Below are 17,516 nucleotides of genomic sequence, written 5' to 3'. Positions count from 1 at the left end.
AATCAGTGTTGTCCGAACCACCAGGATAGTTCCACCGAATTCGGCTCAGCCCCGCACGTCCCACAGATGGTGGATGGGATCGTGAATGTAGTAGGCCGCCAGAGTTTCGACGGTGAAGTGGGAACCGTCGCTGCGTCGCCCTCTGCGATCACGGTCTTCCGGCGGCACAGCCGAGAAGGCGTCGGCCAATGCATGTGCCGCTTCTCCGAGTTCCGACGCCACCGTCGCCGGATTCTGCGCGTTGTAGTTCTCGACCACGGCCGTGGCGTCCTGGTCCCAGTTGTCGAACTCGGGATCGTCCTCGGTCAGCACCAGCGCCAACCGAGTGCGGAATATGCGGTGTGCATCCCGAACATGTGCGCCGTATTCGAGCGCCGACCACGTCGAATCGTCGGGACGCACTGCCGCGTCCTCGCGACGGAGCACTGCGATCCACCGATCCACGTCAGCGCGGATCAACGCGGGTACGGCGTCGTATTCGACGGCGCTCGAGTCGAACCCGCAATCGGGGCAGGCACTGTCGAGGACCCACGTCCAGTTCTTGGTATCGGGTTCGATCGGCATGCGGGTCACTGTAGAGCAGGGCCCGTACCGCCACGGGCTGTCCGAGAGGTCAGGCGTAACGAGCAGCCAGATTGTGCAGTGTGCTCGTGATGCCCTGCGCATTCTTCTGCGGCATCTTGAACAACTCGAGCATTTTCGGAACCTTGGCGGTGCCGTAGACGAAGCTCTCGGTGACAGTGGTCAGGCTGGGCTGCTTCTCCTCGAATTCCCAGCGCCAGCTGTGGCCCATCGGGTGCTGCCACTCGATGATCTTGTGTCGATCCGCATCCACGAACTCGGTCACGGTGCTGGTGATCTTGTACGGCACGCCGTACTGCTTCATGCCGACGGAGAATTTCGCGCCGCTGCTCAGCCTCTCGGGTCCGCGGACGGTGTCCTTGACTGTGCCGGATCCGTCCAGCTCGCCGTGCCGGGTGGGATCGGCCACGATGTCGAACAGTTCGGCTGCCGGTGCCCGAACCTCGGTCTGTCTCGTGACCTGCTGGGGACCGGTGTCGATGGTTCTGATGTCTGCCATCTGCAGCGTCTACCCCACAATGACCGTATCGACACCCGGCCACCGCGCAGAATGCGAATTGACGGGCGTAGTTCAATGAACACATGTCCTGGTCAGTGTGGCTCGCCTTCCTCGGCGCAAGCATCGTCATCAGTCTGTCTCCCGGAGCCGGAGCCATCGCGTCGATGTCCACAGGTCTGCGCTACGGCCTACGCCGCGGGTACTGGAACATCTTCGGGCTGCAGATCGGCCTGCTGGTCCAGATCGGCATCGTCGCAGTCGGACTCGGTGCCGTCCTGGCCAATTCGGCCCTGGCCTTCACCGCGATCAAGTGGTTCGGTGTCGCCTATCTGGTCTACCTCGGCATCCGCCAGTGGCGGTCGGCTCCGTCCGAAGTAGCGGACGCCCCCGCAGTGGCGGATCGAGGCACGACGATGCTCGCGCGAGGATTTCTCGTCAACGCGAGCAACCCGAAAGCCGTCGTGTTCATGGTCGCTGTGCTGCCCCAGTTTCTCGACCCGACGCGGCCGCTGGTCACCCAGTACCTCGCCATCGCCGCGACCATGGTCGTCGTCGACATGCTGGTGATGACCGGTTACACCTCTCTGGCATCGCGAGTCCTCCGCATGATGCGGTCCCACCGTCAGCAGAAGACCATGAACCGCACGTTCGCCGGCCTGTTCTTTGCCGCCGCAACATTTCTGGCCACGGTACGAAGGGTGACCCCATGAGGAAATACCGCGTGATCATGAAGAATGCGCTCGGCGGAGATCCGATTCCGTTGGGGCTCTTCGACACTCTGCTCGAAGCCAACACCTGGATTCAGGACGTGGGTAAGCGGGACGAGCACGAACTCGGCACGTACTCGGTCGAAGTGGAGGTCGACGAGTGAGTACACGGTGTCCGTGTTCGAGTGGAGACACGTTCGATGCCTGTTGCGAGCCGTACCTGACGGGCTCCGTCGATGCGCCGACGGCCGAGAAGCTGATGCGCTCGCGCTTCACCGCGTTCGCCGTCGGTGACGTCGCCTACCTGCGGACGTCCTGGCATCCCGACACCGCACCGGCCGACCTGGAGTTGGACCCCGACCAACGGTGGTATCGACTCGACGTCCTTGCTGCCGACGCAGGCGGACTTTTCGACGAGACCGGCACCGTGCAGTTCGAGGCACGGTACAAGCATCCCGACGGTGCCGGCACGATGTCGGAGATCAGCCGTTTCGTCCGGGTCGACGGCCGGTGGCGCTACCTCGACGGAGTCGTCGCTCCCTAGAGGTTGCGCAGTTTTGTGGGCCGATTGCCCGCGGTGCGACGCGCTTCCTGCTTATCCTTGATGCGCTCGGCATCCTTGCGAACCTGGATCTGAGTCCGACGCTCGCGTACCAGCCACTGCGGTGGGCTGGCGATCAGTTCCTCTATCTCCACGCTGGTCAACGCTTCGGTGACTCCGCCGCGTGCCAATCCGGCGATGGACACACCGAGCTTCTTCGCGATCACGTCGCGGGGGAACGGTCCGTCGGTCTGCAAGTCGGTCAGCCACTGCGGCGGATTGCTGCGCAGGGCGTCCAGCTCGGATCTGCTGATCATCGAATTCTGGAACTCTTCCGGCGCTGCGGGTAGATAGATGCCGAGCTTGTTCGCCGCGGTCAATGGCTTCATGGTCTGCTGTTTGTTCTCCGGGCTCACCGGACCAGCTTATCCGGCAATCGGCGGTCCCGACGCCACCGTCCCGCGCTTCGTGCACCGTCCCATAGGCTCGACTCCGTGAACATCGATGTGCAGACACTGCGCTGGTATGCGGCAGTGGCGCAACAACTGCATTTCGCCCGCGCTGCTCAGTCGCTCGGAATCTCCCGAATCCGCCTCAGCAAGACCGTGGTGGAACTCGAAGAGTTGCTCGGCGTCGACCTGTTCGTGCCGGGTGCGTCCCCCACCGAACTCACCGCCGACGGACGCGATCTGCTCGAACGCGCGTTGGTCGAGATCGCCGAGGACGATCGGCGTTCGGAGCGTGCACAGGCTGCTGCCGGGGAGCCGAGCAGTTTCACCATCGGATACGCCGAGGGCGTGACGCTGACCAAGTGGACGCGAATCTGGGCCGATCGGTTTCCCGATGTCGCCTTGTCCGTCGTGGCAACGACTCCGGACACGCAGGTGTCTCATCTGCGTGATGGAACGGTCGACGTCGGCTTCGTCAGGCCGCCGATCGATCGTGAAGGTCTGAACGCCATCGGGCTGTACCAGGAAATCCAGGTCGTGGTGGTACCCAAAGACCATGCGGTCGCAGCATTCGACTCGGTCACCGCTCTCGACCTCGCCGACGAACACCTGCTCGCCGATCCGACCACGGTGCCCGAATGGGCTGCTGTTGCAACAGAACTGAACACCGACGATCGTCCCGCACTGCCACCGATGAACAGCACTGCGGAGACTTTCGAATACGTGGCCGCCGGGCTGGGCGTGGCGATCGTCCCGCACTCGGTTGCGAGATTCAACGCTCGCAAAGATCTCGTGTACCGCCCGGTCACCGACGTCGAGCAGACACAGATCGCACTGGCCTGGGTGGCGGAGCGGGAAGACGACCGCATCGAAGAATTCATCGGCATCGTGCGGGGCCGGTCGACGCGAAGTTCACGCGGATCTTCGGACGACGCGCCCGTCAAGAAGAAGAAGGCGCAGCCCTCCAAACCGGCTCGACCGGTCGTCAAGACCAAAACGAACGCACGCCGCAGCGGGAAGAGACGCTAGACGGGCTTCGCCCTCGTGCGCGTTGTGTGCCCCCGGAGGTACGCAAAACGCTCACGACTACGAGGGGCGCAGCCGCAGCCGATCGATGTCACGTCGATCACGCTTGGTCGGACGGCCCGTTCCGCGGTCACGTCGGGGAACCGACGCCAGAACCTCTTTCGGTGGCGGCGGCGGACTGCGATCGATCATGCACTCGGCTACCACCGACGCGCCGACGCGTTTGGTGATGGAACGTACGACGACGACGATCTTCTCCACGCCCTCCACGCGCAGCCGGATCTCGTCGTCCGGCCCGATGCGTTGGCCGGGCTTTGCGGGGGTGCCGTTGACGCGGACATGCCCACCGCGACAGGCTGCGGCCGCGGCAGACCGCGTCTTGAACAGTCGCACCGCCCAGATCCAGCTGTCCAGACGGGCACTCTGCAATTCCATCTTCGAACGTCTTCCTCGAATCGTGAGGCTCGGCTACATGTCCAGGCCGAGGTCGAGCACTGTCACCGAGTGTGTCAGACCGCCCACCGCCAGGAAGTCGACCCCCGTACGCGCGTAATCCCGAGCCACGTCGACGGTCAGTCCACCCGAGGATTCCAACTTGGTGTCCGGCGCGAACTTGTCGCGGCGCTGCACTGCCATCTGCGTCTGCCACAGCGCGAAGTTGTCCAGCAGAACGAGTTCGACGTTCTCGGCGAGCACCTCGTCGAGTTGTTCGAGACTGTCGACCTCTACCTCGCAGGCGATGTTCGGCGCAGCGGCACGCACGGCTCGCAGGGCAGCGACGACGGAGCCGGCCGCCGCGACGTGGTTGTCCTTGATCAGCGCGGCGTCACCGAGACCCATCCGATGGTTGACACCGCCGCCCGCCCGTACCGCGTACTTCTGCAGCGATCGCAGTCCGGGCAACGTCTTTCGACTGTCTCGAATGCGACACTCGGTCTCTGCGACCTCGGCGACCCAGCCGGCCGTGGCAGTTGCGATACCCGACAGGTGACAGACGATATTGAGCATGGTGCGCTCGGCGGTGAGCAATCCACGGGTGGGAGCTTCGACCGTCAGGACAGCCTGTCCGGGTTCGACATTCGATCCGTCGGCGGTCCTGTGGCGGATCGAGTACGCGCCCGAACCGATCACCTCGTCGAGAACCAGCAGTCCGACATCGAGGCCCGCGAGGGTGCCGAACTGTCGAGACACCACCGACGCCGTGGCCACGGCGTCCTCGGGAACCGTTGCCATGGTGGTGATATCCGGCCCGTACCGGAGATCCTCGTCCAGCGCGGTGCGGATGAGTGCGAGAACCTCGCCGCGATCGACTCCCGGGTTCACTTCGTCGGCAGTACCGGTCATGTCAGCTTGCTCCCGTCATCACGTCATCGTTCACGATCGCCAGTCGTCCCTCGTCGTCGCGTTCGACATACAGGCTTCGTCGGTACTCGGGCATGCTGTCCGGGAAATCCCGTCGGGTGTGACACCCTCGGCTCTCTCGGCGGTGCGCCGCAGCCAGCACGATCACGTCTGCCGCTGCCGTCAGGGCGGCATCCTCGACCGCTACGCCGTCGACCGGCGGTTCCGACACCACGCCGTGTGCCAGCACGTTCTGTGCCGCCGCAAGACCGGACGCATCGCGGACGACGCCGACGTCCGTGGTCATGGTTCGCTGCAGTAGCGCGCGATCGATCCGCCGGTAGACAGGCAGTGCGGTATCGGACACCGCGACCGTGGTTCCGACCCGTTCCGCGGCGACGAGCGCAGCGCGTTCGCCGACCACCAGACCCTCGAGCAGACTGTTCGACGCCAACCGGTTGGCACCGTGCAGCCCGGTGCGCGCCACCTCACCCGCAGCGAGCAATCCCGAGACGGACGTCCGTCCGAACGTGTCGGTCACGACTCCCCCGCACGAGTAGTGCGCGGCGGGTGCCACGGGGATGAGATCCGTTGCGGGATCGATTCCGGCGTCCAGGCACGATGCCGTCACGGTCGGGAAACGCTCACGCACGTGCTCCACGCGACGGGCGTCCAGCAACACGTGGTCGTCGCCGCTGCGGTACAGCAACTCGGCGATGGCACGCGAGACCACGTCGCGTGGTGCGAGGTCGCCCATGGGGTGAACACCGCCCATGAATGCGCGACCGGTGACATCGACCAAGCGTGCACCCTCTCCGCGCACCGCTTCGCTGATCAGCGGGCGACGGCCCGTCGACCCTGCGGCGAACAGCACGGTCGGGTGGAACTGAACGAACTCCAGATCCGCGATCCGTGCGCCCGCATCGAGGGCCAGTGCAATGCCGTCGGCCGTGGCACCGGCCGGGTTGGTACTGCACGAGAACAGTTGTCCCAGGCCGCCTGTCGCGAGCAACACCGTCGGAGTGCGAACGACGCCGACACCGCGAGGCCCGCGCACGAGGAGTCCGGCCACCTCGCCGTCGGTGGTCAGTACACGCAGCGCCGTGGTGTCGAATTCCACCGAAGGCACTGCGGAGTCCAGTGCGCGTTGTACCTCCGCTCCGGTGGCATCGCCGCCGGAATGGATGATTCGGCGAACACTGTGGCCACCCTCTCGGGTGCGGGAAACCGAACCGTCGGGCGCGCGATCGAAATGTGCGCCGGCGACTTCGAGCGACGCGATCGCCGCGCGGCCGCCCGACACGATGGAACGCACCGCATCCTCGTCGCACAGGCCCGCGCCTGCTGCGCAGGTATCCGACACGTGCGCATCGATCGAGTCGCCGAGATCGGTGCCGACGACTGCGATTCCGCCCTGCGCATACTTGGTCGCGGTGTCGACCGAACTGCCCTTGCTGACCGTCAGCACGCGCAGACCGCGAGCGGCGGCCGTGCGAGCCGCGGTCAGTCCGGCGATTCCGCCGCCGACGACGACGAGGTCGGCCGCGGTTTCCCAGGCGACCGACGGGTTCACTCGCCGCCGCCGGGTGTGCCGATCTCGATCATGCGTTGCACCGACTTGCTGGCGATGTTCGCCGTTTCGAGGTCGACGTGGACCTCGTCGCGCCCTTCGACGAGGCAGCGCAACAGCGCGGCGGGCGTGATCATCTTCATGTATCCGCACGACGCGCGGTCGTTGACGGCCAAGAAGTCGACATCGGGTGCAGCCCTGCGGAGTTGATGCAGCATCCCGATCTCGGTGGCGACCAGAACCTGCTTGGATTCGGTGGCGCGGGCCGCGTCGAGCATGCCGCCGGTGGAGAGGATCTTGACCTTGTCGGCGGGCACGAATCCTTCGCCGGCGAGGTAGAGAGCCGAGGTGGCGCAACCGCATTCGGGATGCACGTAGAGCTCCGCATCGGGGTGGGTTCGAGACTTCTCGGCGAGCTCGTCGCCGTTGATGCCTGCGTGGACGTGGCATTCACCGGCCCAGATGTGCAGATTCTCGCGCCCGGTCACGCGCTTGACATGAGCCCCGAGGAACTGGTCGGGCAGGAAGAGGATGTCGCGGCTCGGATCGATCGATTGCACGACCTCGACGGCGTTGGACGAGGTGCAGCAGATGTCGGTGAGCGCCTTGATCTCGGCTGTCGTGTTGACGTAGGAGACGACGACGGCATCCGGGAAGTCTGCTTTCCACTCGCGCAACTGCTCGGCAGTGATCGAGTCGGCGAGCGAGCAACCCGCACGCTGGTCCGGGATCAGGATCGTCTTCTGCGGGCTGAGGATCTTGGCGGTCTCGGCCATGAAGTGCACGCCGCAGAACACGATGGTGTCCTCGGATACCTCGGCGGCCATGCGCGAGAGCGCGAGCGAATCACCCACGTGATCGGCAACGTCCTGAATCGCAGGCAGCTGATAGTTGTGCGCCAGCAGGGTCGCACCTCGCAGATCGGCGAGCCGTCGCACTTCCGCGGCCCATTCAGCCGACGCGTCGACTCCCCCGTAACCACCGGCTCCATCGACGATGTCGCGGACTCCGGCGAAAGCCGAGTCCAGGAAGTTCACCTGGGTAGCGCTGCTGGTCATGACGGTTCTCCTTCACCGATCATCCGGTCGTCGGTGACCGAATTTCCTCCGAGGGAGTTTTCGACTTATGATCGAAAACATGATTCATCGTAGCACCGTCCACGAAGTACTCATTGCGGTGTTCCAAGTTCGGGTCTTTTCCGACCCCGACACCCCTGAACTGGCGGTCCTGTTGTGGCAGCGTGCACTCGACCCCGAGGCGGGCACCTGGTCACTCCCCGGGGGCACCCTGCGCGACGACGAGAACCTGGCCACGTCCGCGCGGAGACAGCTCGCCGAGAAGGTCGACGTACGCAAGGTGGCACACCTCGAGCAGCTGTCCATCTTCAGCGAGCCCGACAGAGTGCCGGGAGATCGCCGAATCGCGTCGACGTTCCTGGGCCTCGTACCGATCGCGGCCGAGCCGACCCTGCCCGCGGATACGACCTGGTACCCGGTGTCGGAGCTGCCCGCCATGTCGTTCGATCACGGAACGGTCGTCGAGCACGCACGGCATCGACTGGTCGCCAAACTGTCGTACACCAACATCGGATTCGCCCTCGCTCCTGCAGAATTCGCGATTTCGACGCTTCGCGAAATCTACGGCGCAGCCCTCGGCTATCAGGTCGACGCCACCAATCTGCAACGGGTACTGAGCCGCCGCGGCGTCATCGAACCCACCGGACGGCGTGCACCGTCGGGTCGAGCGGGTGGACGGCCTCCAGCATTGTTCCGGTTCGCCGACAACAGCATTCGCGTCACCGACGAGTTCGCGGCATTGCGGCCACCACAGGGATGAACGAGATCTGCCGTCAGTCGGGCACCCGCGAGTCGAACGACGGCGGCGGCGGAGCGAGGTCGAATTCGATCTCGTCGAGCTCGGGATCGGAATCGGGGTGCTGCAGATCGTCGTTGGGATTCATCGCCGCGAGCAGCAGTATCACCAACGACGCCGTCAGCGCCTGCACGATCAGTGCCGTTGGCGTGTCGATACTCGGTGCAACCCGGACGATCGATCCGACGGCCGGCTCGTCCGCCCTCGGGAATCGCAGCGCCGCAACGCCGTTGCCCACCAGCACTGCTGCGATCGAGCCGACGAACGACCCGACGAACACGGCCACGAACAGCCGTGGACCCCGCTGGGAAATCCACAGCCACCACCCGATCGGCACGAGAATGCCAAGAGCGAACGAGACGAGGACGAACAGGGCGAGAGCGTCGAATCGATGCAGACTCTCCCCGGTCAGTGTTGCTCCTCTGTCCTGCGCGACGACGAGCAACTGCTGGCTCGGTGCCAGGAATCCCCACAGCAGACCGCCGACGGCGGACAGCGCGATCGTCACACCGCCGACCAGAGCCACAAAGCGAAGCGTTCGACGCCGCTCCGGAGTCTCGACGGCAGACGAGGTCGTCACCTAACGCCTACCCGTCGCGGCGGAATCGATCAGGCCGTGCCGCGAGCACACCGACGTCCATCCGTCGGGCACGATCTGCACCACCATCCTGCGACCGCACCGGTCGCAGTACCTCGGCGGCTCCAGCCCGAGACCGACGGCAACCGAGAACGACGGTGCCCCCGCATCCGTACCGACCTCGACAGGCCGACCGGTGTGCGGGTCGTACCGGCTCTCGCTCGTCATTCGACCCACCTTAATACGCGCATCAGATCGTCGAGTTCAACGCTTTGATCGGCATCTGCAGTTCCCCGAGAAGATCGAGATCCTCCTCGGCGGGACGACCGAGCGTCGTCAAGTAGTTTCCGACGATGATCGCGTTGATGCCGCCCAGAATTCCCTGCTGAGCTCCGAGATCACCGAGAGTGATCTCGCGGCCGCCCGCGAATCGAAGAATCGTCCGCGGCAGGGCCAGCCGGAAGGCGGCAACGGCTCGCAACGCATCCGATGCAGGCAGCACGTCCAGATCTCCGAACGGCGTTCCGGGACGTGGGTTCAAGAAATTCAGGGGAACCTCGTCGGGTTCGAGAGCGCCGAGATCGGCTGCGAACTCGGCTCGCTGCTCCAGCGTCTCGCCCATACCGAGGATGCCCCCGCAACAGACCTCCATGCCGGCCTCGCGGACCATCCGCAGTGTGTTCCAGCGTTCCTCCCAGGTATGGGTGGTGACCACGTTCGGAAAGTAGGACCGCGAGGTCTCGAGGTTGTGGTTGTAGCGGTGCACACCCATTGCGGCGAGTTGGTCGACCTGATCCTGGTCGAGCATGCCCAGCGAACAAGCGATGTCGATGTCGACCTCGCCGCGAATGGCCTCGATTCCTGCGGCGACCTGCGCGAGCAGTCGAGCGTCCGGACCCCGCACTGCGGCCACGATGCAGAACTCCGTGGCTCCGGTCTTTGCGGTCTGTTTCGCCGCCTCGACCAACGACGGAATATCGAGCCAGGCCGCCCGCACCGGAGAGGCGAACAGGCCCGACTGCGAGCAGAAGTGGCAGTCCTCGGGGCAGCCTCCGGTCTTGAGGCTGACGATCCCCTCGACCTCCACTTCCGGTCCGCACCATCGCATCCGAACCTCGTGCGCCAGTTGCATCGTCTCTTCGAGACGGTCCTCTCCGAGCTCGAGTACCTCGAGCACCTGGGATCGATCGAGCGCGATGCCGTTGTCGAGCACCTGCAGGCGCGCCGTACGCAATATGTCCATACCGGTCCCCTCGTCGTCGAACGGTCTCGGAATTGAACACCGTTCAAGTTGAACGGCGTTCACGTTAGGCACCGCACTCGGCTACTGTCAAAGCGAAACACCGCGTCGAACGGCAGGGGTAGGAAGTGCAGCTACGCAGGCAGGACGTCCTGGACGGTGCAATAGCCATTCTCGACGAGTACGGCCTCGCGGATCTGACCATGCGCCGCCTGGCGACCTCACTGCACGTCCAACCCGGAGCGCTGTACTGGCACTTCCCCAACAAGCAGACGCTGCTGGGAGCGATCGCAGATCACATACTGTCCGGTGCCGACGCACCGTCGACGGAAGAACTGTGGGACGCGCAGATCTCGCAGATCGCACATCGACTTCGCGACGCGCTGCTCTCCCGGCGCGACGGAGCCGAACTGGTCGCCTCGACCTACGCCTCGCGGCTCACCACCAACCGCATCCGTGAACGCATCGCCGCGGTCTGCATTCGTGCCGGGTTGCCCAGAGTCGACGCCGAACTGACCGCCGATACGCTGCTGTACTACGTGCTCGGCCATACCGTGGACGAACAGGCTCGGCTGCAGATGGACTCGGCCGGGGCGCTGACCGCCGACGCGTCCCCGATGTTCGAGCGCCCCGATCCCACCAACAAATTCGACTTCGGTCTCCGGCTCTTTCTGGACGGCGTGCGCCACGCCGCGTCCGAACCACGCTCCGTCAGGATTCGGTGAACACGATTCGGTCGCGTCCGTTGTCCAGAGTCATCGTGTCGTCTTCTCTGGACCATTTCGGCTTCGAGGACAGAAACTCCGACAGCCACCGATCCTGCTCCATGAGCTCGGCCGGGCACCCCATCCGCGTGGCACCCAGGGAATCGACGGTGAGCGTCCCCAGCGAAGTGTCGACGGTGCCGAACAACCTGTTGCATCCGGCTTCGGCCGAGATGCGGTCGTCGGCGAACTCGAGCCGGATCGTCGTACCCGAGACCGGGGTGTAGGAACCGTCGGCATCGACGGAGGTGTAATTCTTGTCTGCCGGGAATTCCCCGTACGAATCGGTGCAGCCCGAGGCCAACACGCTCACGCCACAGGCGAGAGCGAGCAGTGCCCGGCGCGCGTCAGCCACCGAAGATCGGCCCCAGACCGGCCGCACCGGCATTTCCGCGGGAGGCAAACGGGTTGTCGTGCACCATGTACGTCCACGTCGACGTCGGTCGGCGCATACCGGCATTGTCGAGATCGATTCCGTCGGAGGTGATCTCGGCCGACTCGAATGTCGCGTGGGACAGATCCATGGCCTTGGCGGAGACAGTCTTGAAGGCCTCGACCGCAATTCGGTGGTACTCGTCGAGTGGATTCTCGCGACCCAGGGCACGGAGGTGGATGCTCTCGCGCACGTCGGCCAGGTGCGCTAGGTAGTCCGACCACGCGCGGTCGAGGTGGTGAAGAACGATTCGGCGGGCGACCACCACGAGGGTCTCCTCCGACACGTTCTCGCGAAGTTCCTTCGATCGCGTCGGCGACTGCTCCTCGAGCAGAGCCAACGCCTCTCCGGTGTCCAGCAACGCTGCCCTACGACGGTCCAGAATCTCCCGATGCTGCGCCGTCAGTTGGTTGTAGCGCCAGGTACGCGAGTGTATTTCGAGCATCTGTCCTTCGGCGATGCGCTGGGCATGATCGACTCGATCGGCTGCGGCGGCAGAGGTGAACAGGCCGCTGTCGTCGATGCCTTTCGGTGCGTCCTTGTCACCGATGTTGTTCTTGACGACGTCGTCCTCCCAACTGCCGAAGAACACCGAACGGCCCGGGTCGCCCTGCCTGCCCGCACGTCCTCGCAATTGATTGTCGAGCCGCTCGGTGGTGTGGCGGCCGGTGCCGACGACGAACAGCCCACCCAACTCGGCGATGCGGTCGCGGTCGGTCCCCTCCGGTCCCCCGAGCTTGATATCGGTTCCGCGCCCGGCGATCTGCGTCGAGACGGTGACCGCGCCGTGCACTCCGGCGGCAGCGATGACCGCGGCCTCCTCGGCGTCGTTCTTGGCGTTGAGTACGACGGCGTCCACACCGGATTCCGCGAGGATCGCCGCCAGCGTCTCCGACTCCGCGACATCGTGCGTGCCGACGAGTATCGGTTGCCCGGTCTCGTGAATTTCCTTGACCTGCTGCGCAATTGCGGCATTCTTGTGCTCGACCGTGTCGTACACCCGGTCGACCTCGTCGACCCGCACCGTCGGCACGTTCGGCTCGATGACCGAGACGCCGAGCCCGTAGAACGTACGCAGCTGCTCCCCCGCCGCCATTGCCGTGCCGGTCATTCCACATACGGTGGCATACCGGTTGATCAGCGCCTGCACCGTGATCGTGTCGAGAATTTCACCGGTCTCGGTGGGCTCGAGCCCCTCCTTGATCTCTACGGCCGCCTGTAACCCGTCCGGCCAACGCTGCAAGTCCGCCACTCGGCCACGGGAAGCGTTGATCAGCTGAACACGTCCCTCACGCACGATGTAGTCGACATCGCGTTGCACCAGCACCTGAGCGTGCAGCGCGACATTGACCGCAACGAGGGTCGATCCGACGTGCTGCTCGGAGTAGAGATCGATTCCGCCGAGTTCCTTCTCGAGCCGAAGCGCGCCCTCGTCCGTAAGGAACACATTGCGTCCTTCGGCATCGGTGTCGAAGTCGATCCCCTTGTCCAACAGGCGGACTGCGTCCATCACCGTCGAGGTCGACACGTCACCCGATACCGAGCCGGCCAACACCAACGGCACCAACGCTTCGTCGACCAACACCGAGTCGGCCTCGTCGATCAGTGCGACATCCGGGACGGGCGACACCAGATCGGCACGATCGTCGACCAAATGGTCACGGAGAACATCGAATCCGACCTCGTTGACCGACGCGTACGTGATATCGCACGCATAGGAATCACGACGTTCCTGTGCGGAGGACGACTCGGCGATGGAACCGACGGTGATACCCAGAGCCTCGAACAGCGGAGCCATCCACCGCGCATCACGTTGTGCGAGAAAGTCGTTGACCGAGATGACGTGAACCCTGCGACCGGACAGAACGTATCCCACCGCAGCCACGGCCCCGGACAACGTCTTTCCTTCGCCGGTCGCCATTTCCACCACGTCGCCGGCGAGCAGTCGCTCGGCTCCCAGAAGTTGTACGTCGAACGGTCGCATGCCGAGCGTGCGGTCGCTCGCCTCACGCGTCAACGCCAGGTACCGCGGAACGTCGAGTTTCGACGCGCTCGGGGCCCGCAACGCAGCGGCCTCGGTGGCCAATTCGGCGTCCGACAAGCCCGAAGCCCAGCTCGCATGGTCTCCGGCCTGCTCGACGCGCCGACGCGACGCGCTCTGCGCCTTCTGCGCAGAGCGGCCGAGTACACGCCAGAATCGGTCGGAGCCCACAGCCATCTGTCATCCCTACTCGAGAAAGTACGTGATCTTCTTTCCCACAGTACCGAGTGCCGATTGCCCACTACCCCGCGTCGAGCGGCGTTGTCACTGCAATTCTGCGCGAGCGGTAGTAGGACTGGCCCTGGGCGAAGAAGTCTCGGGTCTGCTGCAGGTCGGAGATGGCGGCGTATCCCCCAGCCGTCACGGCCAACGCGCTGATCGCCCTCCGAATATCGAGATCCGAACAGAGCATGGACAAACCGAGGGGTACGCATTAACGTCTTCCACTAATCAACTAGTGAAAGGCTTCTGGTGATCGCCTACCGTATCGATCGTCAGTCCGGCATTCCCACCTATGTCCAACTGATACTGCAGACCAAACAGGCCCTGCGACTGGGAACACTCGCCGTCGGTGACCGACTGCCGACAGCAAAAGAGGTGGTCACGGCGCTGGCCATCAATCCCAACACCGTCCTCAAGGCGTACCGAGAACTCGAACGCGACGGGCTGGTCCAACCTCGGACCGGTTCCGGGACGTTCGTCGTCGCCTCGCTGGCAAAACCCGGCATGGCCGAACGATCGGCGCTCGAGACCGAACTCGACCGCTGGATCCGACACTGCACGGCCGCAGGACTGGACAGACCTGACCTCGAAGCCATCGTCACCGCCGCACTCGACAAGCAATTCGACCGAACCGAAAGAGACGAAACATGACCGACGCGGTGCTCACCATGGACGAGGTGGCCAAATCGTTTCGCAGGAAGACCGTCCTCGACGGATGCTCGTTCGCAGTCGAAAGAGGAAGCGTCACAGCGCTGGTCGGCTCCAACGGTGCCGGAAAGTCGACGCTGCTGTCGCTGGCCGTCGGCCTGCTGACACCGGACGGCGGAACCATTCGGGTTCTGGGCGAAAGCGTGACCCAACGCGGAATCTCGCCCGGCCTGTCCTATCTGGCGCAGCACAAGCCCCTCTACCCACACTTCACCGTCGCCGAACTGTTGCGATTCGGCCGAAACACGAACTCGCACTGGGACGATGCGTACGCGAAGGAAATCGTCGACGCCGCCGGAATCGCCACCTCCGCTCGGGTCAAGTCCCTCTCCCCCGGCCACCGCACGCGGATTGCCCTCGCACTGGCACTCGGGCGTCGACCCGAAGTACTGCTGCTCGACGAGCCGCTTGCCGATCTCGATCCGGTCGCTCGCAGGGCGGTGGCACGCACCCTGATGCGCGATGCAGCCGAGAACGGTACGACGATCGTGCTGTCCTCACACGTGCTGTCCGAGCTCGTCGACGTCGCCGACCGGCTGTTGCTACTACGCGGTGGGCGAATGCGACTCGACGGGGACCTCGACGCCATCACCGCCGACCACTACCTTCTCGTCGGCAGCTCCGACGCCGACCCGACGGTCGAGGACGGCACCATCGTGTCCGAGGTGTTCGGTTCCGGGGCAACAACATTCGTCGTACAGGGCAAACAACCGACAACGACACCACCGGGGTGGACAGTCGAGAACGCCACCCTCGACGACGTCGTACTCGCCCACCTCGGAACGGAGACCACCTGATGATCTGGGTGACTTGGAGACAATTTCGCGCGACCATCCTGTTCGGGGCGTTGACACCACTGCTGTTGGCTGCGATCACGATTGCCGTCACGGTGATCGGCGGCGGTGTGATTCCGTCTCCGTATCTGCAGGGTTGTCGATCCTTCGGTTCGTCCGACTGCACCGTCGGGACCGTGCAGACGATAGCGATACTCACGACGATCGTCTTGCCCGTCGTCCTGGGGGCATTCGTCGGGGTGACCGTCTTCTCCCGCGATCTCGAACGTCGCACCCACGTACTCGGTTTGACTCAATCCGTGAGCAGACGCCGCTGGTACAGCGTGCGCATTCTGGTCGTGTTCACACCGATCGTCGGGGCGATGACGGTGCTCGGATGCGTGCTGTTCGCAGCCAAGTACAACACTGCACCCGATTCCTTCGCGATGTCCTTCGCGGGGTCGAGCGCATCGCGGTTGGACTTTCCCATCTTCGGGGCCACGGGATTCGTCGCAGGCGCGTACACGGCCGTCGGATTGATGGTCGGTTCGGCATGCGCACTTGCGATGCGGAACACGATCGCTGCGATGATCACCACCGTCATTGTGTCGACTGCATTCCTTGCACTGCTGCCGACGCAATTACGCGAGCACTATGCGACTCCACAGGTCGAACGAGTATCGGTGGAGCAGAAGGTCGACGACATGTACGGCGGCACTCCGGACTACTACAGACCAGGCGACTCGATCAGTTTGTTCCCACGTTGGGAATTCTCTGCCGACTACGTCGACAGCAACGGCAGTCCGGTGTCCGTCGACTTGATGGACTGCAACTGGACCCAGAACTACAGGGATCTGAGCGAATTCGAGACGGTCGCCGAGTACGAGGAGTACTCCGACCGCCAGAGCGTGGAACGTCGCAATATCGAGATCCAGTGCATTCGGGATCAGGGCGCGGAGGCCTACGAGACGCGCTATCACGAGGACAGATCGTTCTGGCGGTTCCAGGCGATCGAGTCGGCGTTGTCGTTGGTGGTTGCCGGGCTTCTCGGGGGCGTGTCACTCCTGCTGCTGCGCAGGCTGCGTCCCTAGGGCAGGTCTGCCGCAGCTACCTCTCCGCTGGAATCCCGAGCGGTTTCCGATTCCTGATCACTGTGGCCACGAGGGCGGTGAGGCCGAGGACCAGAACCATGATTCCGACTACGAGTGCAGCAGTGGACCACGGCCTGGACACCCCCAGCTGATCGGCCAGGGTGACCGCGCCGACGATGCCGAGGATCCAGGCGAGAAATTCGATTCGGCGAACACGTCGGGATGTCGGATCCGATGTTGCCCACCACGCACCGACGGACGAACACGCGAGGGCGCACACGAGCAACCAGTACTCCGCCATCTCGGCCTCCTCGAAGTCGATGGTGTGATCAGGGTAGTTCGCGTGCCGCCCGTCCGTTCACAATTGTGCGACCAGCAGTGGCAGACCCACCGCGGCCGTTGTGCGCCATCGGTGGTCGGCCATGTCGGATACCTCGGTCTCGACCGGGTTGATCTCGACCACGGTTGCGCCCGCACTGCGTGCGACGGCGGGCAGTCCGGCGAACGGGTACACCACGCCCGACGTACCGACCACGAGCACCAGATCTGCGGCGCGCACAGCATTCTCGGCTGCTTCCCACGCCTGTTCGGGCAGCGATTCGCCGAACCACACGGCCCCAGGACGGATGAGTCCGCCGCACCGGGGACAGTCCGGCGGCGGAACACGCTGATCTGCGTCGATCAGAATGTCGTCGTCCAGAATGTCGTTACCCAGAATGTCGGTGTCGTCGAGTTCCGCGCGCACTCCACACTCGCTGCAGTACGGCTCGAAGAGGCTTCCGTGTACGTGTGCGAGCACTGTGGATCCGGCTCGTTCGTGCAGATCGTCGACGTTCTGCGTGGCGATGTCCACCTGCGCATGCTGCTGCCATTGCGCGACGGCGCGGTGGCCGGCGTTGGGTTCGGAACGACGAACCAATGCTGCACGCCACCGGTACCAACCCCACACGAGGTCGCTGTCGGCGAGCCAGCCCTCGGGACTGGCGAGGTCCTTCGGATCGAAGTCCTGCCACAGACCGGTCCGGGCGTCGCGAAACGTTGCAATTCCGGATTCGGCAGACATGCCGGCCCCGGTCAGAA

24 protein-coding genes are annotated in these 17,516 nt (G+C 64.4%); 9 read left to right on the top strand and 15 right to left on the bottom strand.

The window, feature by feature from the left end; all coding sequences use genetic code 11:
* Window positions 1–45 precede the first annotated feature (45 nt).
* Both CH268_RS05330 and CH268_RS05325 read right to left on the bottom strand, forming a co-directional pair.
* The gene (locus CH268_RS05330) at window positions 46–564 is read right to left on the bottom strand and encodes a DinB family protein (RefSeq protein WP_094662856.1); all 519 of its coding nucleotides are present in this window, start codon (window positions 562–564) and stop codon (window positions 46–48) included.
* A gap of 49 nt (window positions 565–613) precedes the next feature.
* A complete protein-coding gene (locus CH268_RS05325; RefSeq protein WP_032400000.1) occupies window positions 614–1,081 on the bottom strand; it encodes an SRPBCC family protein in 468 nt (155 codons plus the stop codon).
* Window positions 1,082–1,164: 83 nt separating this feature from the next.
* On the opposite strand from CH268_RS05325, the gene rhtB reads away from it, so the two are divergent.
* From rhtB to CH268_RS05315, 3 genes are read left to right on the top strand one after another with little or no spacing between them, the layout of a single operon-like run.
* The gene (rhtB, locus tag CH268_RS05320; protein WP_094662791.1) at window positions 1,165–1,791 is read left to right on the top strand and encodes a homoserine/homoserine lactone efflux protein; all 627 of its coding nucleotides are present in this window, start codon (window positions 1,165–1,167) and stop codon (window positions 1,789–1,791) included.
* Entirely contained in the window at window positions 1,788–1,952 is a 165-nt protein-coding gene (locus CH268_RS27750) for a hypothetical protein (RefSeq protein ID WP_167669112.1), read from the top strand. Before rhtB ends, CH268_RS27750 begins: the two co-directional genes overlap by 4 nt.
* Complete coding sequence (locus tag CH268_RS05315) at window positions 1,949–2,332, top strand: YchJ family protein (RefSeq protein ID WP_094662789.1); 384 nt, start codon at window positions 1,949–1,951, stop codon at window positions 2,330–2,332. Before CH268_RS27750 ends, CH268_RS05315 begins: the two co-directional genes overlap by 4 nt.
* Here CH268_RS05315 and CH268_RS05310 read toward each other — a convergent pair.
* Window positions 2,329–2,745 carry a DUF5997 family protein gene (locus CH268_RS05310; protein WP_080736442.1) on the bottom strand — a complete coding sequence of 139 codons (417 nt, stop codon included), beginning with the start codon at window positions 2,743–2,745 and terminating at the stop codon, window positions 2,329–2,331. The genes CH268_RS05315 and CH268_RS05310 overlap by 4 nt on opposite strands.
* Window positions 2,746–2,823: 78 nt before the next feature.
* Between CH268_RS05310 and CH268_RS05305 the strand changes: the two genes are divergently transcribed.
* Complete coding sequence (locus CH268_RS05305; protein WP_094662787.1) at window positions 2,824–3,807, top strand: LysR family transcriptional regulator; 984 nt, start codon at window positions 2,824–2,826, stop codon at window positions 3,805–3,807.
* Window positions 3,808–3,864: 57 nt separating this feature from the next.
* Here the strand turns inward: CH268_RS05305 and CH268_RS05300 are convergent, their stop codons facing one another.
* Genes CH268_RS05300 through nadA form a run of 4 tightly spaced genes read right to left on the bottom strand, consistent with a single transcriptional unit; the run spans window position 3,865 to window position 7,773 of the window.
* Complete coding sequence (locus CH268_RS05300; RefSeq protein ID WP_094662785.1) at window positions 3,865–4,239, bottom strand: RNA-binding S4 domain-containing protein; 375 nt, start codon at window positions 4,237–4,239, stop codon at window positions 3,865–3,867.
* A gap of 33 nt (window positions 4,240–4,272) precedes the next feature.
* Window positions 4,273–5,148, bottom strand: coding sequence for a carboxylating nicotinate-nucleotide diphosphorylase (nadC, locus tag CH268_RS05295; protein WP_094662783.1), 876 nt, complete (start codon window positions 5,146–5,148; stop codon window positions 4,273–4,275).
* A 1-nt stretch (window position 5,149) separates the two neighbouring features.
* Window positions 5,150–6,718: an L-aspartate oxidase gene (locus CH268_RS05290; protein ID WP_094662781.1), complete on the bottom strand. Its 1,569-nt coding sequence runs from the start codon at window positions 6,716–6,718 to the stop codon at window positions 5,150–5,152.
* Window positions 6,715–7,773 carry a quinolinate synthase NadA gene (gene nadA / locus CH268_RS05285; protein WP_048318691.1) on the bottom strand — a complete coding sequence of 353 codons (1,059 nt, stop codon included), beginning with the start codon at window positions 7,771–7,773 and terminating at the stop codon, window positions 6,715–6,717. Before nadA ends, CH268_RS05290 begins: the two co-directional genes overlap by 4 nt.
* 79 nt (window positions 7,774–7,852) lie before the next feature.
* Between nadA and CH268_RS05280 the strand changes: the two genes are divergently transcribed.
* Window positions 7,853–8,551: an NUDIX hydrolase gene (locus tag CH268_RS05280; protein ID WP_027497305.1), complete on the top strand. Its 699-nt coding sequence runs from the start codon at window positions 7,853–7,855 to the stop codon at window positions 8,549–8,551.
* 13 nt (window positions 8,552–8,564) lie between these two features.
* On the opposite strand, the gene CH268_RS05275 is transcribed toward CH268_RS05280, so the two are convergent.
* Genes CH268_RS05275 through bioB form a run of 3 tightly spaced genes read right to left on the bottom strand, consistent with a single transcriptional unit; the run spans window position 8,565 to window position 10,407 of the window.
* Window positions 8,565–9,167, bottom strand: coding sequence for a DUF2567 domain-containing protein (locus tag CH268_RS05275; protein ID WP_094662779.1), 603 nt, complete (start codon window positions 9,165–9,167; stop codon window positions 8,565–8,567).
* Entirely contained in the window at window positions 9,168–9,392 is a 225-nt protein-coding gene (gene bsaP, locus CH268_RS05270) for a biotin synthase auxiliary protein BsaP (protein ID WP_032382834.1), read from the bottom strand. It lies immediately after the preceding gene.
* A gap of 22 nt (window positions 9,393–9,414) precedes the next feature.
* On the bottom strand, window positions 9,415–10,407 hold the full coding sequence (gene bioB / locus CH268_RS05265; RefSeq protein WP_032370319.1) for a biotin synthase BioB: 993 nt from the start codon (window positions 10,405–10,407) through the stop codon (window positions 9,415–9,417).
* Window positions 10,408–10,532: 125 nt separating this feature from the next.
* Between bioB and CH268_RS05260 the strand changes: the two genes are divergently transcribed.
* The gene (locus CH268_RS05260; protein WP_094662777.1) at window positions 10,533–11,129 is read left to right on the top strand and encodes a TetR/AcrR family transcriptional regulator C-terminal domain-containing protein; all 597 of its coding nucleotides are present in this window, start codon (window positions 10,533–10,535) and stop codon (window positions 11,127–11,129) included.
* Here CH268_RS05260 and CH268_RS05255 read toward each other — a convergent pair.
* From CH268_RS05255 to CH268_RS27745, 3 genes are all read right to left on the bottom strand, one after another.
* Window positions 11,116–11,523, bottom strand: a complete 408-nt coding sequence (locus tag CH268_RS05255) for an META domain-containing protein (RefSeq protein ID WP_052054876.1) — start codon at window positions 11,521–11,523, stop codon at window positions 11,116–11,118. The genes CH268_RS05260 and CH268_RS05255 overlap by 14 nt on opposite strands.
* Complete coding sequence (gene secA2 / locus CH268_RS05250) at window positions 11,516–13,819, bottom strand: accessory Sec system translocase SecA2 (protein ID WP_094652600.1); 2,304 nt, start codon at window positions 13,817–13,819, stop codon at window positions 11,516–11,518. The genes CH268_RS05255 and secA2 overlap by 8 nt, the downstream gene beginning before the upstream one ends.
* A 64-nt stretch (window positions 13,820–13,883) precedes the next feature.
* The gene (locus CH268_RS27745; RefSeq protein ID WP_176457849.1) at window positions 13,884–14,054 is read right to left on the bottom strand and encodes a hypothetical protein; all 171 of its coding nucleotides are present in this window, start codon (window positions 14,052–14,054) and stop codon (window positions 13,884–13,886) included.
* Between the two features lie 59 nt (window positions 14,055–14,113).
* On the opposite strand from CH268_RS27745, the gene CH268_RS05245 reads away from it, so the two are divergent.
* Genes CH268_RS05245 through CH268_RS05235 form a run of 3 tightly spaced genes read left to right on the top strand, consistent with a single transcriptional unit; the run spans window position 14,114 to window position 16,436 of the window.
* Entirely contained in the window at window positions 14,114–14,515 is a 402-nt protein-coding gene (locus CH268_RS05245; protein ID WP_027497311.1) for a GntR family transcriptional regulator, read from the top strand.
* A complete protein-coding gene (locus tag CH268_RS05240) occupies window positions 14,512–15,369 on the top strand; it encodes an ABC transporter ATP-binding protein (protein WP_094662775.1) in 858 nt (285 codons plus the stop codon). Before CH268_RS05245 ends, CH268_RS05240 begins: the two co-directional genes overlap by 4 nt.
* Window positions 15,369–16,436, top strand: a complete 1,068-nt coding sequence (locus CH268_RS05235; protein WP_094662773.1) for an ABC transporter permease — start codon at window positions 15,369–15,371, stop codon at window positions 16,434–16,436. Before CH268_RS05240 ends, CH268_RS05235 begins: the two co-directional genes overlap by 1 nt.
* 16 nt (window positions 16,437–16,452) lie before the next feature.
* On the opposite strand, the gene CH268_RS05230 is transcribed toward CH268_RS05235, so the two are convergent.
* Complete coding sequence (locus CH268_RS05230; RefSeq protein WP_094662771.1) at window positions 16,453–16,737, bottom strand: hypothetical protein; 285 nt, start codon at window positions 16,735–16,737, stop codon at window positions 16,453–16,455.
* Window positions 16,738–16,794: 57 nt separating this feature from the next.
* Window positions 16,795–17,499, bottom strand: a complete 705-nt coding sequence (locus CH268_RS05225) for an SIR2 family NAD-dependent protein deacylase (protein WP_441346963.1) — start codon at window positions 17,497–17,499, stop codon at window positions 16,795–16,797.
* Window positions 17,500–17,516 lie beyond the last annotated feature (17 nt).

It is taken from the genome of Rhodococcus sp. 06-1460-1B (assembly GCF_002258475.1).
Lineage (GTDB): Bacteria > Actinomycetota > Actinomycetes > Mycobacteriales > Mycobacteriaceae > Rhodococcoides > Rhodococcoides fascians.
This window is presented reverse-complemented; position numbering and strand designations above follow the sequence as displayed.

Bases quoted from the DNA above. Each gene is read 5' to 3' on its own strand.
- CH268_RS05330 (WP_094662856.1), bottom strand. From the start codon at position 564: ATGCCGATCGAACCCGATACCAAGAACTGGACGTGGGTCCTCGACAGT.
- CH268_RS05325 (WP_032400000.1), bottom strand. From the start codon at position 1,081: ATGGCAGACATCAGAACCATCGACACCGGTCCCCAGCAGGTCACGAGA.
- rhtB (WP_094662791.1), top strand. From the start codon at position 1,165: ATGTCCTGGTCAGTGTGGCTCGCCTTCCTCGGCGCAAGCATCGTCATC.
- CH268_RS27750 (WP_167669112.1), top strand. From the start codon at position 1,788: ATGAGGAAATACCGCGTGATCATGAAGAATGCGCTCGGCGGAGATCCG.
- CH268_RS05300 (WP_094662785.1), bottom strand. From the start codon at position 4,239: ATGGAATTGCAGAGTGCCCGTCTGGACAGCTGGATCTGGGCGGTGCGA.
- nadC (WP_094662783.1), bottom strand. From the start codon at position 5,148: ATGACCGGTACTGCCGACGAAGTGAACCCGGGAGTCGATCGCGGCGAG.
- nadA (WP_048318691.1), bottom strand. From the start codon at position 7,773: ATGACCAGCAGCGCTACCCAGGTGAACTTCCTGGACTCGGCTTTCGCC.
- CH268_RS05280 (WP_027497305.1), top strand. From the start codon at position 7,853: ATGATTCATCGTAGCACCGTCCACGAAGTACTCATTGCGGTGTTCCAA.
- bsaP (WP_032382834.1), bottom strand. From the start codon at position 9,392: ATGACGAGCGAGAGCCGGTACGACCCGCACACCGGTCGGCCTGTCGAG.
- bioB (WP_032370319.1), bottom strand. From the start codon at position 10,407: ATGGACATATTGCGTACGGCGCGCCTGCAGGTGCTCGACAACGGCATC.
- secA2 (WP_094652600.1), bottom strand. From the start codon at position 13,819: ATGGCTGTGGGCTCCGACCGATTCTGGCGTGTACTCGGCCGCTCTGCG.
- CH268_RS27745 (WP_176457849.1), bottom strand. From the start codon at position 14,054: ATGCTCTGTTCGGATCTCGATATTCGGAGGGCGATCAGCGCGTTGGCC.
- CH268_RS05240 (WP_094662775.1), top strand. From the start codon at position 14,512: ATGACCGACGCGGTGCTCACCATGGACGAGGTGGCCAAATCGTTTCGC.
- CH268_RS05235 (WP_094662773.1), top strand. From the start codon at position 15,369: ATGATCTGGGTGACTTGGAGACAATTTCGCGCGACCATCCTGTTCGGG.
- CH268_RS05230 (WP_094662771.1), bottom strand. From the start codon at position 16,737: ATGGCGGAGTACTGGTTGCTCGTGTGCGCCCTCGCGTGTTCGTCCGTC.
- CH268_RS05225 (WP_441346963.1), bottom strand. From the start codon at position 17,499: ATGTCTGCCGAATCCGGAATTGCAACGTTTCGCGACGCCCGGACCGGT.